The sequence below is a fragment of the Arthrobacter sp. MYb229 genome, from assembly GCF_002975405.1.
Classification (GTDB): domain Bacteria; phylum Actinomycetota; class Actinomycetes; order Actinomycetales; family Micrococcaceae; genus Glutamicibacter.
The window spans coordinates 294,355-309,126 of sequence record NZ_PCPS01000001.1 but is presented as its reverse complement, the minus strand read 5'-3'; the positions used below and the strand labels follow the sequence as shown (position 1 = coordinate 309,126).

At 57.6% G+C, this 14,772-nt stretch carries 21 protein-coding genes and 1 pseudogene; 3 read left to right on the top strand and 19 right to left on the bottom strand.

The features are described 5' to 3' along the window. The first annotated feature begins 384 nt into the window (after positions 1 to 384). Together CQ019_RS01485 and CQ019_RS18895 are read left to right on the top strand one after the other, a co-directional pair. On the top strand, positions 385 to 993 hold the full coding sequence (locus CQ019_RS01485; RefSeq protein ID WP_146112450.1) for a hypothetical protein: 609 nt from the start codon (positions 385 to 387) through the stop codon (positions 991 to 993). After that, complete coding sequence (locus CQ019_RS18895; RefSeq protein ID WP_181148214.1) at positions 990 to 1,622, top strand: RES family NAD+ phosphorylase; 633 nt, start codon at positions 990 to 992, stop codon at positions 1,620 to 1,622. Before CQ019_RS01485 ends, CQ019_RS18895 begins: the two co-directional genes overlap by 4 nt. Before the next feature lie 148 nt (positions 1,623 to 1,770). Here the strand turns inward: CQ019_RS18895 and rplQ are convergent. From rplQ to CQ019_RS01385, 19 genes and pseudogenes are all read right to left on the bottom strand, one after another. Next, positions 1,771 to 2,217, bottom strand: a pseudogene (gene rplQ / locus CQ019_RS01475) (50S ribosomal protein L17); the annotation flags it as partial. 84 nt (positions 2,218 to 2,301) lie between these two features. After that, positions 2,302 to 3,306, bottom strand: coding sequence for a DNA-directed RNA polymerase subunit alpha (locus tag CQ019_RS01470; protein WP_096283635.1), 1,005 nt, complete (start codon positions 3,304 to 3,306; stop codon positions 2,302 to 2,304). A gap of 167 nt (positions 3,307 to 3,473) precedes the next feature. Continuing rightward, entirely contained in the window at positions 3,474 to 3,875 is a 402-nt protein-coding gene (rpsK, locus tag CQ019_RS01465) for a 30S ribosomal protein S11 (protein WP_096283637.1), read from the bottom strand. 43 nt (positions 3,876 to 3,918) lie between these two features. Beyond that, positions 3,919 to 4,293, bottom strand: coding sequence for a 30S ribosomal protein S13 (rpsM, locus tag CQ019_RS01460; protein ID WP_096283639.1), 375 nt, complete (start codon positions 4,291 to 4,293; stop codon positions 3,919 to 3,921). Positions 4,294 to 4,438: 145 nt separating this feature from the next. Beyond that, a complete protein-coding gene (rpmJ, locus tag CQ019_RS01455) occupies positions 4,439 to 4,552 on the bottom strand; it encodes a 50S ribosomal protein L36 (protein ID WP_013349661.1) in 114 nt (37 codons plus the stop codon). Positions 4,553 to 4,687: 135 nt separating this feature from the next. Then, positions 4,688 to 4,909 carry a translation initiation factor IF-1 gene (gene infA / locus CQ019_RS01450; protein WP_096256877.1) on the bottom strand — a complete coding sequence of 74 codons (222 nt, stop codon included), beginning with the start codon at positions 4,907 to 4,909 and terminating at the stop codon, positions 4,688 to 4,690. Between the two features lie 207 nt (positions 4,910 to 5,116). Continuing rightward, complete coding sequence (gene map / locus CQ019_RS01445; RefSeq protein WP_105569234.1) at positions 5,117 to 5,947, bottom strand: type I methionyl aminopeptidase; 831 nt, start codon at positions 5,945 to 5,947, stop codon at positions 5,117 to 5,119. A gap of 135 nt (positions 5,948 to 6,082) precedes the next feature. Beyond that, positions 6,083 to 6,655, bottom strand: coding sequence for an adenylate kinase (locus CQ019_RS01440; RefSeq protein WP_105568753.1), 573 nt, complete (start codon positions 6,653 to 6,655; stop codon positions 6,083 to 6,085). Beyond that, positions 6,652 to 7,956 carry a preprotein translocase subunit SecY gene (secY, locus tag CQ019_RS01435; protein ID WP_105568752.1) on the bottom strand — a complete coding sequence of 435 codons (1,305 nt, stop codon included), beginning with the start codon at positions 7,954 to 7,956 and terminating at the stop codon, positions 6,652 to 6,654. Before secY ends, CQ019_RS01440 begins: the two co-directional genes overlap by 4 nt. 254 nt (positions 7,957 to 8,210) lie before the next feature. Beyond that, positions 8,211 to 8,663: a 50S ribosomal protein L15 gene (rplO, locus tag CQ019_RS01430; RefSeq protein ID WP_105553130.1), complete on the bottom strand. Its 453-nt coding sequence runs from the start codon at positions 8,661 to 8,663 to the stop codon at positions 8,211 to 8,213. A 2-nt stretch (positions 8,664 to 8,665) separates the two neighbouring features. Further along, entirely contained in the window at positions 8,666 to 8,872 is a 207-nt protein-coding gene (rpmD, locus tag CQ019_RS01425; RefSeq protein WP_096283647.1) for a 50S ribosomal protein L30, read from the bottom strand. Positions 8,873 to 8,875: 3 nt separating this feature from the next. Beyond that, positions 8,876 to 9,556 carry a 30S ribosomal protein S5 gene (rpsE, locus tag CQ019_RS01420; RefSeq protein WP_176484079.1) on the bottom strand — a complete coding sequence of 227 codons (681 nt, stop codon included), beginning with the start codon at positions 9,554 to 9,556 and terminating at the stop codon, positions 8,876 to 8,878. A 29-nt stretch (positions 9,557 to 9,585) separates the two neighbouring features. Then, positions 9,586 to 9,957 (bottom strand): 50S ribosomal protein L18, encoded by a 372-nt coding sequence (rplR, locus tag CQ019_RS01415; RefSeq protein WP_096283652.1) that lies wholly within the window; start codon positions 9,955 to 9,957, stop codon positions 9,586 to 9,588. A gap of 2 nt (positions 9,958 to 9,959) precedes the next feature. Next, positions 9,960 to 10,496 carry a 50S ribosomal protein L6 gene (gene rplF / locus CQ019_RS01410; protein WP_096283654.1) on the bottom strand — a complete coding sequence of 179 codons (537 nt, stop codon included), beginning with the start codon at positions 10,494 to 10,496 and terminating at the stop codon, positions 9,960 to 9,962. A gap of 20 nt (positions 10,497 to 10,516) precedes the next feature. Then, entirely contained in the window at positions 10,517 to 10,915 is a 399-nt protein-coding gene (gene rpsH, locus CQ019_RS01405) for a 30S ribosomal protein S8 (protein WP_096283656.1), read from the bottom strand. A 57-nt stretch (positions 10,916 to 10,972) separates the two neighbouring features. After that, a complete protein-coding gene (gene rplE, locus CQ019_RS01400; protein ID WP_096283658.1) occupies positions 10,973 to 11,542 on the bottom strand; it encodes a 50S ribosomal protein L5 in 570 nt (189 codons plus the stop codon). Further along, entirely contained in the window at positions 11,542 to 11,886 is a 345-nt protein-coding gene (gene rplX, locus CQ019_RS01395) for a 50S ribosomal protein L24 (RefSeq protein WP_096256888.1), read from the bottom strand. The genes rplE and rplX overlap by 1 nt, the downstream gene beginning before the upstream one ends. Positions 11,887 to 11,888: 2 nt before the next feature. Further along, positions 11,889 to 12,257 carry a 50S ribosomal protein L14 gene (rplN, locus tag CQ019_RS01390; protein ID WP_096283660.1) on the bottom strand — a complete coding sequence of 123 codons (369 nt, stop codon included), beginning with the start codon at positions 12,255 to 12,257 and terminating at the stop codon, positions 11,889 to 11,891. A 325-nt stretch (positions 12,258 to 12,582) separates the two neighbouring features. After that, positions 12,583 to 13,425: an endonuclease/exonuclease/phosphatase family protein gene (locus CQ019_RS01385; protein ID WP_181148213.1), complete on the bottom strand. Its 843-nt coding sequence runs from the start codon at positions 13,423 to 13,425 to the stop codon at positions 12,583 to 12,585. 502 nt (positions 13,426 to 13,927) lie between these two features. On the opposite strand from CQ019_RS01385, the gene CQ019_RS01380 reads away from it, so the two are divergent. Then, a complete protein-coding gene (locus CQ019_RS01380; protein WP_105568750.1) occupies positions 13,928 to 14,752 on the top strand; it encodes an MBL fold metallo-hydrolase in 825 nt (274 codons plus the stop codon). The last annotated feature ends 20 nt before the right edge of the window (positions 14,753 to 14,772 follow it).

Genomic DNA, 14,772 nt, shown 5'->3' with positions numbered 1-14,772 from the left:
TGGATCAATGATCTCTGACTGCGAATTCATGCTTTCAATTATCCCTTGGAACAAGAGTGAATCGCGAACCGAAGCCCCAACCGCGGCTGGACATGCGCTTTCTGCCGCATCTTGACCTGCCGGCAGCACTGCGATTCGCGCGCTCTGCAGTCCTCCGGCCAAGTGCCGCAGGGAGCGAATGAACCTGTTCGGCAGGCAGGGCATGCCAAGACGCCCCCGCATATCGATTCCGTTCACTGCGGAACATTGCTGCCGCACGCTTGTGGTCGTATTTCTCGGCTTAATCGCGGCAGCCGTCATCAGTCCATGATGCTCGCGTTACGTCGTCCACATGGCAGGGTTTACCTATTTATCCACGGTTGGATACGGCGTATCATCATGGTTATGAGCGGCGCGATGAACTACATCCGGAAGGATCTGGAGTCGACGGTACAGATCTTCTTGGACAAACACGGTGGCAGCATGGCACCCCGAGATTTCTTGCGTGTAGTTTCGGATGTGTCAGATAGCATCAGCGAACCATTGACCGAGGGCGAACGTAATTTCCTGCTGGAGAACACAGACCTGTCGGAGGCCGATTTAAGCCCTGAAGGACGGCTGAAATCCGATTTGATCGTCCTAGACGCCCAAGCAAAATCACTGGATCTGGTGGAGAAATCCGCCTACACCACCGCTGAAGTTGCGCAGATCGTTGGTCGGGACGAGGCGAATGTGCGCCGCGCGAAAGCTAAGGGTGACTATTTCGCGCTAGCTCGAAGTGAGGGGAAACAATCCCTGTTCCCGAAATGGCAGTTCACCAGCGAGGGCGTGGTCCCCGGACTGCGGGAACTGATTCCCGCTTTCCCGCGTTTCTATCACCCGCTGGCGATCGAAACCGTAATGACCCAATCCAATGAGGACTATCTCGGAGGGCGCTCCCCTGCGGATTGGCTTATTACCGGTGGTGCACTTGAAGCCGTACTGGAATTGGTTTCTCATTTGGAATTCGAGTGACTGCCAAGGCACCGAAGAATCCTCGCAAGCCACCTGTGCCGCTCACCCTGATCCCCCATGATTTGAGGATTTGGCAAGGACCTCTGTGGAGAATACACACAAGTTCCGGAGCCTTCAGCGCACCATGGAACAACCTGCGCGAGTACGGTCCAATCAAGGCTTTCAGATGGGAGCCTCATCCTCTCCCGGTAAATGTTCATCCCGGGTTTGGAGTCTCCTACACAACTCCTAGTTACGTCACCGCCTTTGCCGAGGTCTTTCAGACAGTTCGCGCGATTTCCTTCGACAAGAGCCGAACACTCTCCGCGTGGTCGCCGATACGCCCACTTCAGCTCCTTGATTTGACTACATCTACGTGGCTGCTGAGACATCGGGCCTCGGCTTCCTTGAATGGACAGCCCAAGAATGTTTGCCGAGCGTGGGCTAAGGAGATCAACCTGCAGCTTGGCGCTGGCATTGACGGCATCTACGTGAATTCAACGATGGTTGGTACGCCCATGGTGGTTCTCTTTTCGCGCGCGCGTACCGCTTTCCCGATGGCACCCGCTTTTTCCCGGAACCTGACCCACATTGATGTGTTGACCATGGCGCGCAAAGCCTCGGTACAACTGGGGTGGCCTATCGTCTGAATGAACGCCGCGGACAGGCACCACGTCCGGACCGAATGATTTGCCGGGCTTCGTTGCGTTAAATAGTTATCCCCGGACATTCCTTGCGGATTGTCCGGGGATAACTTGACCGTTTTACCGGTGAAGATTCACAAGCTAAAGCTTAGGCTTCTTCGGTGGTAGCTTCGGTTGCCTTCTCGGTAGCCTGGGTGGCTTCCTTGACGACTGCCTGCTTTGGCGAAACCGGTTCCATTACCAGTTCGATAACAGCCATAGGGGCGTTGTCGCCCTTGCGGTTACCAATCTTGGTGATGCGGGTGTAGCCACCCTGGCGATCGGCCATAGCAGGTGCGATGTTCGCGAACAGCTCGTGAACGATCGACTTGTTGGTGCGCGAGCGCGAAGCGATAACCGACTGGACGCGACGACGCGAGGCCAGATCTCCACGCTTTGCGAAGGTGATCAGGCGCTCTGCGTGTGGACGCAGACGCTTGGCGCGGGTCAGGGTGGTGGTGATCTTCTTGTTCTCGAAGAGCTGTGCGGACATGTTAGCGAAGATCAATCGCTCATGTGCTGCACTGCCGCCGAGACGCGGACCCTTAGTAGGGGTAGGCATGGTAGTTCTCCTAGATGAATGACCGAGTCCGCCGGTATGTGACCGGCAGGTCGGGTGAAGTAGTGTGTCGCGAGACTAAGGTCTTTACAGGCCTTCGTCGTAGACGTCGTCGCCATCTTCGATGGCACTACGAGCGGCAAGGTCGAACCCTGGAGGGGAATCCTTCAGTGCTAGACCCAGTTCAACAAGCTTGGCCTTGACTTCGTCAATGGACTTCGCACCGAAGTTACGGATGTCCATCAGGTCGGCCTCGGAGCGAGTTACGAGTTCACCCACGGAGTGGATGCCCTCACGCTTCAAGCAGTTGTACGAGCGAACGGTCAGTTCCAGATCCTCGATCGGCAGCGCCATGTCTGCAGCCAAAGCTGCATCCGTTGGCGATGGGCCGATTTCGATACCTTCGGCTGCGGTGTTCAGTTCGCGGAACAAACCGAACAGCTCAACCAGCGTGGTACCTGCGGATGCAACAGCATCGCGCGGGGTGATCGACGGCTTTGCTTCAACGTCAACGATCAAGCGATCGAAGTCGGTGCGCTGCTCAACACGGGTAGCTTCCACGCGGAAGGTCACCTTCAGCACCGGCGAGTAGATCGAATCAACTGGGATTCGACCGATCTCGGTGTCGGCACTCTTGTTCTGAGCAGCTGACACATAGCCACGGCCACGCTCAATGGTCAGTTCCAAATCGAACTTGCCATTGGCGTTCAAGGTAGCGATGTGCAGCTCAGGGTTGTGGAACTCTACACCCGCTGGTGGGGTGATATCCGCTGCGGTGACGACGCCTGGGCCCTGCTTGCGCAGGTAGGCGACGACCGGCTCGTCGTGCTCGGAAGAGACCGACAGGTTCTTGATGTTAAGAACCAGTTCGGTGACGTCTTCCTTGACACCGGCTACGGTAGAGAACTCGTGCAATACACCGTCGAGTCGAACACTGGTGACAGCTGCACCAGGGATCGAGGACAACAGGGTACGGCGGAGTGAGTTGCCTAGGGTGTAACCAAAGCCTGGCTCCAACGGTTCAATGATGAACCGGGAGCGATTCTCGGAAACTACTTCTTCGGTCAGGGTTGGGCGCTGCGTAATGAGCACTTACATTTCCTTTCAGCGAGCGTCCGCTATATGACGCCTCACGGGGGTGGAAACGACGGTAGCCTGTTGGCCGTTCGTCTGTTGCAGGCATGAGAGTCCAAGAACGTCACCGACCCATTCGGCAAGAATGGCTCGGTGACTTCTTTAGGCTCAGCCTAGCGAATCAATTAGACGCGGCGACGCTTTGATGGGCGGCAACCGTTGTGGGCACTTGGGGAAACATCCTGGATGGATCCAACCTCAAGGCCAGCAGCCTGCAGCGAACGGATCGCGGTTTCGCGTCCCGAGCCCGGGCCCTTGACGAAAACGTCAACCTTGCGCATGCCGTGCTCCTGCGCGCGCTTAGCGGCAGATTCAGCGGCCATCTGAGCAGCGTATGGGGTCGACTTACGCGAGCCCTTCATGCCTACCTCGCCGGCCGAAGCCCACGAGATAACAGCACCGGACGGATCGGTAATCGATACGATGGTGTTGTTGAAGGTGCTCTTGATATGCGCCTGTCCCTGCGCGATATTCTTTTTGTCCTTGCGACGCGGCTTACGTACCGCTCCACGAGTCTTTGGGGGCATTTCTTCTCCTACGAAAAAAGTATTTGAACTAGACCGCTAAGATTTAGCGAGTCTTCTTCTTACCTGCGACGGTACGCTTCGGGCCCTTGCGGGTACGAGCGTTGGTCTTGGTGCGCTGACCGTGGACCGGCAGGCCCTTACGGTGACGAATACCTTCGTAGGATCCGATCTCGACCTTGCGGCGGATGTCAGCCTGAACCTCGCGGCGCAGGTCACCTTCTACCTTGTAAGTGCCTTCGACGAAGTCACGCAGCTGAACGAGGTCAGCGTCGCTGAGATCCTTAACGCGCGTGTCCGGGTTGGTCCCGGTCGCTGCGATGATCTCTTCTGCACGGGTCTTGCCCACGCCGTAGATGTAAGTCAGCGCGATAATTACGCGCTTTTCGCGTGGAATGTCCACGCCTGCTAAACGAGCCAAGTGGCTACCTTTCAACCAACGGAGGTCTGGAGCAGTACCACCCAGGATATCTCCTGGCCCCGGCCTCCGAACCCGGGGGTGTGCATCGATACTTCGATGCGGTACTGCCTATATGACTACGCGTGGGAAATTCCGAAGAACGGAATTAGCCCTGACGCTGCTTGTGGCGTGGATTCTCGCAGATCACCATGACCACGCCATTACGACGGATCACCTTGCATTTATCGCAGATCGGCTTCACGCTAGGGTTAACCTTCAAGGCTTTGTCCTTTTGCGGTTGCAGTTATTGAGTGGAGCAGTGAATAAGCAGTTCGTCCCAGGGACATTCCTCAGACGGGCGTTCGAACGATCACTCGTTCAACGTCCGTCAGGCTAATGTCTATGGACTGCAGATTTACTTGTAGCGGTAAACGATACGGCCTCGGTTGAGGTCGTATGGGCTCATTTCAACCTGCACTCGATCCTCTGGGAGGATACGAATGTAGTGCTGACGCATCTTACCCGAGATAGTGGCGAGCACCACGTGACCGTTTGGCAGCTCTACGCGAAACATCGCGTTCGGCAGCGCTTCGGATACGGAGCCCTCTACCTGGATGACGCCTTCCTTCTTGCCCATTTTCCCCGCTAACTTTTGTTGTTGACGATTTTCCATCAACAAGTAATTGGTTCTGGCTGTTTACGACCTCACCGAACCCTAAGAGTTTTAGGCTCAGTCAAATAGACAACCAAAAATTAAGAATACGCCATTGGCAGACTCTAGGACAAATCCAAGGACGCACTTAAACTGTTAGCTCCGGCACGCTTGGCGTGCCGGAGCCAGAACTTAAGGCTTGATCGGCGAGGGAGTCACGCCGAATGGCGCCAATCCCGCTTCGCCGCCATCATGTGCGGTGAGTACCCAGATGCCGCCCATGTGGATGGCTACGGTGTGCTCCCACTGCGAGGCGTTCGCCTTGTCGTCGGTGACTACCGTCCAGTCATCTTCCAGCACCGAGGTCGCGATCTTGCCGCGCACCAGCATTGGTTCGATGGCCAGCGCCATGCCGGGCTTGATCCGCGATCCGCGGTGGCCGGTGTTGTAGTTCAGCACATCCGGGGCCATGTGCATGGCCGAGCCGATGCCGTGGCCGCAGTACTCCTCCAAGATGCCCAGCGGGGCCCCCGGCTGGGAGCTGACGAAGTCGTCGATGGCTTCGCCGATCTGCCCGATGTACCGCGCCTTGGAGAAGGCGGCGATGCCGGCCCACATGGCCTGCTCGGTGATCTCGCTCAACCGCTGGTCCGCCGGATCCACCTTGCCGATGAGCAGGGTGCGTGCGGAGTCCGAATGCCAGCCATCGATGATCGCGCCGCCATCGACCTTCAGCACATCCCCGTCCTTCAGCTCGTACTCGCTGGGGAAGCCGTGGACGACCTCGTGGTTGACCGAGGCGCAGATGTTCGCCGGGAAACCGTGGTAGCCGAGGAAGTTGCTGGTGGCGCCGTGGCGTTCGAGCACCTTCGCGAAGGCCGCATCGACCTGCTTGGTGGTGACCCCCGGACGGGCGGCGGCGCTGGCCTCGTCGAGTGCTTCGGCGAGCACCAGTCCGGCCTCGCGCATCTTCAAAATCTGCGAATTGGTTTTGTACTCAATTCGTGGCTGACCTAGAGCCAATGTCATGCCCCTTAATTCTTTCGGGTCTCAGAACCCAAGTAAGCGTTTGGATATGTGTAGCTAAACCACGCAGGGACCGTGCCACGGCCCTCAGAGGCTGTTCGCGGCACGGTCCCTACGTGTAAGTGGAAATGCTTAGGCGGTAACGTTCAACGCCGAGAGCACACGCTCGGTGACCTCGTCGATGGCGCCAATGCCATCGACCTTGCGCACGATGCCGCGCTCTTCGTAGCGATCTACCACGATGCGGGTCTCTTCGTTGTACAGCCCCAGGCGGTGGCGGATGACCTCTTCGGTGTCATCGGCACGGCCTTCGATCTGAGCACGCTTGAGCAGGCGCGCTACCAGCTCTTCGTCATCGGCGGTCAGCTGCAGCACTGCATCCAACTCGACGCCCTGAGCGGCAAGCATGGCATCCAGGGCATCAACCTGTGCGCTGGTGCGTGGGTAGCCGTCGAGCAGGAAGCCGTTGGCGACATCTTCCTGGCCCAGTCGATCTTCAACCATGTTGTTGGTGACCGAGTCCGGCACGAAGTTGCCGGCGTCGATGTACTTCTTCGCCTCGACACCCAGTGGGGTGCCGCCCTTGACGTTGGCGCGGAAGATATCACCGGTGGAGATCGCGACGATCTCCAAACGCTCGGAAATCTTCACTGCTTGGGTGCCTTTGCCGGCACCCGGTGGACCAATAATTAACAGTCGACTCATCGCAGTAGCCCTTCATAGTTTCGTTGCTGCATTTGAGCATTGATTTGCTTGACGGTTTCCAGACCCACACCAACCATGATGAGGATCGAGGTGCCGCCAAATGGGAAGTTTTGGTCTGCGTTGAACAGCACGAAGGCGATCAGCGGGATCAACGCGACGAACGCCAGATACAGGGCGCCCGCGAAGGTGATTCGGGAAATCACGAACTGCAGATACTCGGCCGTTGGCTTGCCGGCGCGAATGCCCGGAATGAAGCCACCGTACTTCTTCATATTGTCCGAGACTTCAATCGGGTTGAAGGTAATCGCGACATAGAAGTAGGTGAAGCCAATGATCAGCAGAGTGTAGACGAGCATGTACCACGGTGAAGAGGACGCCGAGTGCTCCTGCAGCCACATGGCCCAACCTGGCAGGGTGCCGTCATCGTTCTGGTTGAACGAGACGATCATCTGCGGCAGGGCGAGGATCGAGCTGGCGAAGATCACCGGGATCACGTTCGCCATGTTGACCTTCAGCGGAATGTAGGTGGAGGTGCCACCCACGGTGCGCCGTCCGATGGTGCGCTTGGCGTACTGCACCGGAACACGTCGCTGGGACTGCTCCACGAACACGACCAGCGCGATCACCAGGAAGCCGATGGCGATGACCCCGATGAAGGTGCCCCAACCCTGGGACTGCGCGATGGCGCCCATGGCGGCCGGGAAGCCCGAAGCGATCGAGATGAAGATCAGGATGGACATGCCGTTGCCGATACCGCGTTCGGTGATCAATTCGCCCATCCACATGATCAGGCCGGTGCCTGCGGTCAGTGCGAAGATCATCAGCAGAATCACGATAATCGAGTCATCGGGAATCAGCGGCAGGGTGCAGCTCGGGAACAGTCCGCCGGTACGCGCCAGAGTGATCAGCGTGGTGCCCTGCAAGAGCGCCAATGCGATGGTCAGGTAGCGGGTGTACTGGGTCAGCTTGCCTTGGCCGGCTTGGCCTTCCTTGTGCAGTGCTTCGAAGTGCGGGATCACCACACGCAGTAGCTGCACAATAATGGCCGCCGTAATGTACGGCATGATACCCATGGCAAAGATCGAAACTTGCAACAGGGCGCCGCCGCTGAAGAGGTTTACGAACTGATAAAGACCACCGGTGGTTGAACCCAATGCCAGACACTGCTGAACGTTGCTGTAATCCACGCCCGGGGCCGGAATAAAAACGCCGACTCGATAGATCGCAATGATCCCGAGGGTGAAAAGCAGTTTGTTGCGCAGGTCAGGCGTCCGAAAAACTCGGGCTATGGCGCTGAACAAGCGTCCTCCTGAAGTATGTGCTTGAGTCTAGGTAAAGACTCTTGCTATGACCTAATGATTCTAGCCGTCTTATGTACTATCTCGCCAAATACGCCACACAGCTATAACCCCATTTTTTCGCAGTGGTTGCGGAAATACGGTGGTTTACTTGGGATTTCGGAGCGTAATACTACGAGTAACGCGAGATAAGAAAATCCCCGGTGAGCTTGTCTAAACAAGCTCACCGGGGATTTAGCTATAGCGCAAACCCTGAATTAGAGGGTTTCTGCCTGGCCGCCAGCAGCAGCAATCTTTTCGGTTGCGGAAGCCGAGAAAGCGTTAACCTTCACGTCAACCTTGACCGTCAGGTCGCCGGTGCCCAGCACCTTGACAGGCTGGTTCTTACGAACAGCGCCCTTGGCAACGAGTGCCTCGACGGTAACTTCGCCACCTTCTGGGAACAATTCCGAGATCTTGTCCAGGTTTACAACCTGGTACTCGACGCGGAATGGGTTCTTGAAGCCACGCAGCTTTGGCAGACGCATGTGCAGTGGAAGCTGTCCACCTGCGAAACCTGCCTTGATCTGGTAACGAGCCTTCGTACCCTTGGTACCACGGCCTGCAGTCTTACCCTTGGATGCCTCGCCACGACCCACGCGGGTCTTGGCGGTCTTGGCACCCTGAGCTGGACGCAGGTGGTGAACCTTAAGTGCTTTTTCTTCAGCCATCTTTACTTCGCCTCCTCAACCTTCAACAGGTGTGGAACCTTGTTGACCATACCTACGGTCACAGGGTCAGCGGAGCGGACAACGGTGTGTCCGATGCGCTTCAGACCCAGCGAGCGAACGATGTCGCGCTGAACCTGGCTACCACCAATGATGGACTTAATCTGGGTGATTTCCAGCGTGGCATCGCCTGGAACAATGTTCTTAGCCATTGATTAAGCACCTGCCTTCTGGGTCTGGATGTGACGCAACATTGCTGCTGGTGCAACCTCGTCCAGCGGAAGACCGCGGCGAGCTGCAACTGCTGCAGGCTCTTCGAGACCCTTCAGCGCTGCAATGGTGCCCTTCACGATGTTGATCTGGTTGCTTGAACCCATCGACTTCGAAAGGATGTCCTGGATACCAGCGCATTCCAATACCGCACGCACCGGACCGCCGGCGATAACGCCGGTACCCGGAGCAGCTGGACGGAGCAAGACGACGCCAGCGGCGGCCTCGCCCTTGACCAGGTGCGGGATGGTGCCGCCAACGCGTGGAACGCGGAAGAAGGACTTCTTGGCTTCTTCAACGCCCTTGGCGATAGCTGCTGGAACTTCCTTGGCCTTACCGTAGCCAACGCCAACCATTCCGTTGCCGTCGCCCACGACGACAAGTGCGGTGAAGCTAAAGCGACGACCACCCTTGACGACCTTGGATACGCGGTTGATAGCTACAACGCGCTCAAGGAACTTGTCCTTGTCGTCATTGCGGCTGTCCTTCGAATCGCGGCCTCGGCCACGACCCTCGCCACGGCCACGGCCTTCTCCACCACGGCCACGACCCTCGCCGCGAGCGGCGCCGGTCTTCTCCGTGGCAGGAGCTGCAGTAGTCGAGGCTGCTTCAGTAGCTTCAGACACCTGAGTTTCCTTCTTGTTAGTAGCTTCGCTCACAGTGCCAGCCCACCTTCACGTGCGCCGTCGGCAATGGCTGCCACGCGACCGTGGTAGCGGTTACCGCCGCGGTCGAAGACAACTGCTTCGATGCCTGCAGCCTTGGCGCGCTCTGCAACGAGCTCACCAACGCGCTTGGACTTTGCGGTCTTGTCGGCATCGCTTGCGCGAAGATCTGCTTCCATGGTCGAAGCGCTGGCCAGGGTCAGACCCTGTGAGTCGTCCACGATCTGTACGAACATGTGACGAGCCGAACGGTTGATGACCAAGCGTGGGCGTACCGAGGTACCAACGATGCGCTTGCGCACACGCAGGTGGCGACGACCGCGTGAAGCGGACCTGCTCTTGCCCTTGATTCCGATAGCCATAATTATTTACCAGCCTTTCCGACCTTGCGGCGGATGATCTCGCCAGCGTAGCGAATGCCCTTGCCCTTGTAAGGCTCGGTCTTGCGCAGCTTGCGGATGTTAGCGGCAACTTCACCGACGTGCTGCTTGTCAATACCAGCGATGGTGATTTTGTTGTTGCCCTCGACGGTAAAGGTGATGCCGTCAGGAGCCGTGACGCTAACTGGGTGCGAGTAGCCGAGAGCGAACTCCAGGCCGGCGCCCTTAGCGACAACACGGTAACCGGTACCGTGGATTTCCAGCTTCTTTTCGTATCCGTCGGTCACACCGATGATCAGGTTATTGATCAGGGTGCGGCTCAAGCCGTGCAACGAACGCGCATCGCGCGAATCGTTCGGGCGGGATACGGTAACGGTGTTCTCATCCTTGGCAACGGTGATAGGAGCCGAGATGGTGACCGAAAGCTCACCCTTCGGGCCCTTTGCGGTGACCTGCTGGCCATCCACATTCAGCTCAACGTTTGCCGGGACGGTGATCGGAAGACGTCCAATACGTGACATTGTATGTTTCTCCCTTCCCGTTACCAGACGTAGGCGAGGACTTCCCCACCTACGCCCTTCTTTGCAGCCTGACGGTCAGTAAGCAGACCGGAGGAGGTGGACAGGATTGCGATACCAAGACCACCGAGCACGTGAGGCAGGTTGGTGGACTTTGCGTATACACGCAAGCCTGGCTTGGAGATACGGCGTACGCCAGCGATTGAACGCTCACGCGATGGGCCGTACTTCAGGGTGATGGTCAGCGTCTTGCCGACTTCTGCTGCTTCTTCCTCGAAGGAGGCAATGTAGCCCTGATCCTTCAAGATGTTGGCAATGCGCACTTTGAGCTTGCTCGACGGCATCGACACGGAGTCGTGGTGTGCCGAGTTGGCGTTGCGCAGTCGAGTCAGCATATCTGCGACTGGATCTGTCATAGACATGTGGGCTTCAGCCCTTCCTCGTTACGGTTTCCGCTAGGGACCTGTAACGTAGCGAGTTTAGTTGTTGGTCTTGAACGGGAAGCCCAGAGCCTTGAGCAAGGCACGGCCTTCATCGTCAGTCTTGGCGGTGGTCACCACAGTGATGTCCATACCGCGCACGCGATCGATCTTGTCCTGGTTGATTTCGTGGAACATCGACTGTTCGGTCAGACCGAAAGTGTAGTTGCCATTGCCATCAAACTGGCGGTCGCTCAGACCGCGGAAGTCGCGGATACGAGGCAGTGCCAAGGTGATCAAGCGATCGACGAATTCCCACATGCGATCGTTACGCAAGGTGGTGTGGGTACCAATCGGCATGCCTTCGCGCAGCTTGAACTGTGCGATCGACTTGCGAGCCTTGGTGACCACTGGCTTCTGACCGGTAATTGCGGTCAGATCGCGCACGGCGCCTTCGATGAGCTTCGAGTCCTTAGCGGCCTCGCCGACACCCATGTTCACGACGACCTTAGTCAGGGTTGGTACCTGCATTGGGTTGACGTAGCTGAACTGCTCCTGCAATGCAGGGCGGATGTCTGCGGCGTACTTTGCCTTCAGACGTGGCTGGATCTTGGTGGCTGTCTCAGTCATTACAGATCCTTTCCGGAAGCCTTGGCGTAACGGACGCGCACAGTCTTGGACACACCGTTCTTCTCGACGGTTTCCTCGCGGAAACCAACGCGGGTTGGCTTCTTGGTCTCTGGGTCAACCACTGCAACGTTGGAAACGTGCACTGGAGCCTCAACAACCTCGATGCCACCGGACGTGGTTCCGTTTTCGGACTGTCCAGCCTTGGTGTGCTTGGTGACGCGGTTAACGCCCTCAACCAGAACGCGCGAAGTGGCGGTGATGACAGTCAGGACCTTGCCCTGCTTGCCACGCTCTTTGCCTGAGATGATCTGAACCAGATCACCCTTTTTGATCTTTGCACCCATGCTTACAGCACCTCCGGAGCCAACGAAACGATCTTCATGAACTTCTTGTCACGAAGTTCGCGACCCACTGGACCGAAAATACGGGTTCCGCGGGGCTCACCTTCGTTCTTCAAGATCACAGCAGCGTTCTCGTCGAACTTGATGTAGGAACCGTCTGCACGACGGATTTCCTTCTTGGTGCGAACAACGACAGCCTTGACGACGTCGCCCTTCTTCACGTTGCCGCCTGGAATTGCATCCTTGACGGTAGCGACAATAGTGTCGCCAATGCTTGCGTAGCGACGCTTCGAGCCACCGAGCACGTTGATGGTAAGGATTTCCTTAGCACCAGTGTTATCGGCAACTTTTAGTCGCGACTCTTTCTGAATCACTTCTTACTCCTGTCGTCTCGCTGGTTCTCTCTGGGAGCCTTGCGGAACGGATATGGTCTCCACGATACGATCGCTTACCCCCACCGGCGCGGGCGCACCGAATGCTGGTCCCAATTGCTGGCAGGGCCGAGGCGTAAAATATCGAGGCTGTACTGCGCGACCCGACGGTGTCAGGCCGCACTGCATCGCACCGAAGGTGGATAGTCCTCGAATGAAATGCGCACAGAACCTTAAGTCTAGCCTAGATTCACGCCATTTAGAAATGGTGTGGTAATAGGAAAGCTAGCGTTCTTGGTCACACCCGCGGCCCGGATTGCTCCCGGCTTTACGGGCTTGCTGGCGGCTTCAGATGCAAAGTTGCGCTGAGCGCCAAATGATCTGAGCCGGGCATTCGGGTCGCTTTCGTCTCCGAGACCGTAAACCCACGAGAAATGATGTGATCAATCTCTATGACTGGACTCGGCAGTCGCGTGGCCGGCCAAGTCGCCGCAGGAACAAACCCCGAAGCTTCATCTAGCCCCTGCACCGCGCGGCGGTACTGCGGATGGCCACGCGTGGCATTGAAGTCGCCCGCCAAAATCACCGGGTTTTCACCATGCGTTTCAATCCACTTCTCCACGCTGCGAAGCCCCTGCTCCCAGGTTTCCGCCTTGTCCAACGGCGGATACACATGCACTCCGGCTAACTGCACCTGCTGCCCCTGAACCTCGATCAGCACCGTGGGCATGCTGAACCACCCAGTTTCTTCGGTACTCAGCTCAGTCTCGGCCTGGGTCAACGGGAGTTTTGAAAAAATGACTGTGTCCCGGTTTCCATCCGCCGGCGCCGGAGCTGTCCGGTAGAGATATTCGGTCATCGCACCGCGCGCCGCGAGCGACTCATGCAGCGGCTCACTGGTCTCCACCAAAACAAGCACATCTGGATCTTCGCTGCTGATCTCTCGCGCCAGCTCGGCGGGATCTGCCTGGGCTTTATAGGTATTAAACGAAAATACCTTCAGCGCCGGTCCGGGATCCGTGCCGGCCGGCGGATTGAACTGCAGGTAAGGCTGCAATCCAATAATTATTGCCAAAAGCAGGACCGCTCCGGGAAATAATTTGCGCCGCCAGCAGGCGTAGACCAGCGCGGCAAGTGGGATCAGCAGAAGCCACAGCGAGGCCGCCTGCACCTTGGGAAGCACTCCCCCGGCAAGCCACGGTATATGCGCAAGCCCCGAAATCAGCAGTGACAGCAGCACCACTGGGATCCACAAGGTCTTCTTCCGTTTTTGCAGATCAATTGTGGGCATACCGGGAGCTTATCCTGTCGGGATGTTTAGCAGGAATCAGCCCCACGGCTCACAGTATTTATTCCATTGCCCAGCCGGTAGCGTTGCACAACTCGCAGGGATTCTCGTGGCGGATCTGGCCGTTGGAGCCGCCGGTGGGGGCCAAACTTCTCCGGGTAGGACGAACGGTGAGTGTTGCACCGATTAGTTGACTGCCATAACCCGCACTGCACGGATGCAGCGCTCCCCTGCGACGGTTGCCTAGGCCCGCTGCTCGTGGAGCACTCTGCGCTCCCGGACACAGCCGAGATGATCCTGGAAATTGTGCTGATGCCGATGGCCCAGGCCCATTGCTGTCGGCTGATCCAACATTTCGACCACCGACGGCTGTACCGTTGTGGTCATGTCTTGGGTTGAGGTCGCAAATGACGTATTCGTGAAATCTTATGGCGCAGATAGCGTCAACATTGCCGCGATCCCCGGGCCTAGCGGTACGACCGTCGTTGACACCGGCGGTTCACCCAGTGAAGCCAGGGCAATAGTCGATGAGCTGAGGCAACGCTTCGGCAAACCAATCGTGGGCGCGATCAATACCCATGCTCACTACGATCATTGCTTTGGTAATTCCGTATTTGCCCAATTCGGCGTTCCGATTATCGGCCACCAGCGGATCCCTGCCCACTTCGATTCCTTTGAAGCACCACGTTTGAATGCATGGCGCAAGGATCCCAGCCGAGAACCAGACAAAGCATGGGACCAGGTCGCCTTGGTGCACCCGTCCGTGCTTGTAGAACAAGCGACGACGCTGACCGCTGGTGGACGCGAGATTGCCTGTTTGCCCGTATCGCGTGGACACACGGACACAGATCTTGCGGTCTTCGTTCCCGACGCCCGAGTATGGATGCTTGGGGACGTGATCGAAGAATCCGGGCCTCCCATGTTTGGTTCGGGAAGCTGGCCGCTTGATTGGCCCGAATCCTTGCGCACGCTGCTGACTGGAATCGGGCCAGCGGATGTGATCGTTCCGGGGCACGGGCGGACCGTGGATCTCCAATTTGCCAACACGCAGGCCGCAGAACTCCACGCTGTGGCTCATGCGGTTCGAAGCGCATGGAACGCCGGGCGCAGCATCGAAGAAGCACTAGCCGCGGCCGAACTGCCTTGGCCCCGCTGGATGCTGCACTCCGCATTTGAACGAGGATTCTCTGAACTATCCGCACAAGGGTGAAGTCGATGCGGAAGCACGCA

What these genes read in the sequence shown, in the direction of transcription:
- CQ019_RS01485 (WP_146112450.1), top strand. Translation starts at nt 385, where the DNA reads ATGAGCGGCGCGATGAACTACATCCGGAAGGATCTGGAGTCGACGGTA.
- rpsH (WP_096283656.1), bottom strand. Translation starts at nt 10,915, where the DNA reads ATGTCTATGACAGATCCAGTCGCAGATATGCTGACTCGACTGCGCAAC.
- rplE (WP_096283658.1), bottom strand. Translation starts at nt 11,542, where the DNA reads ATGACTGAGACAGCCACCAAGATCCAGCCACGTCTGAAGGCAAAGTAC.
- CQ019_RS01380 (WP_105568750.1), top strand. Translation starts at nt 13,928, where the DNA reads ATGTCTTGGGTTGAGGTCGCAAATGACGTATTCGTGAAATCTTATGGC.
- infA (WP_096256877.1), bottom strand. Translation starts at nt 4,909, where the DNA reads ATGGGCAAGAAGGAAGGCGTCATCCAGGTAGAGGGCTCCGTATCCGAA.
- rpsK (WP_096283637.1), bottom strand. Translation starts at nt 3,875, where the DNA reads ATGCCCCCAAAGACTCGTGGAGCGGTACGTAAGCCGCGTCGCAAGGAC.
- rpmD (WP_096283647.1), bottom strand. Translation starts at nt 8,872, where the DNA reads ATGGCTAAGAACATTGTTCCAGGCGATGCCACGCTGGAAATCACCCAG.
- rplO (WP_105553130.1), bottom strand. Translation starts at nt 8,663, where the DNA reads ATGGCTGAAGAAAAAGCACTTAAGGTTCACCACCTGCGTCCAGCTCAG.
- rplR (WP_096283652.1), bottom strand. Translation starts at nt 9,957, where the DNA reads ATGGCTATCGGAATCAAGGGCAAGAGCAGGTCCGCTTCACGCGGTCGT.
- rplX (WP_096256888.1), bottom strand. Translation starts at nt 11,886, where the DNA reads ATGGGTGCAAAGATCAAAAAGGGTGATCTGGTTCAGATCATCTCAGGC.
- rplF (WP_096283654.1), bottom strand. Translation starts at nt 10,496, where the DNA reads ATGTCACGTATTGGACGTCTTCCGATCACCGTCCCGGCAAACGTTGAG.
- CQ019_RS01440 (WP_105568753.1), bottom strand. Translation starts at nt 6,655, where the DNA reads ATGAGTCGACTGTTAATTATTGGTCCACCGGGTGCCGGCAAAGGCACC.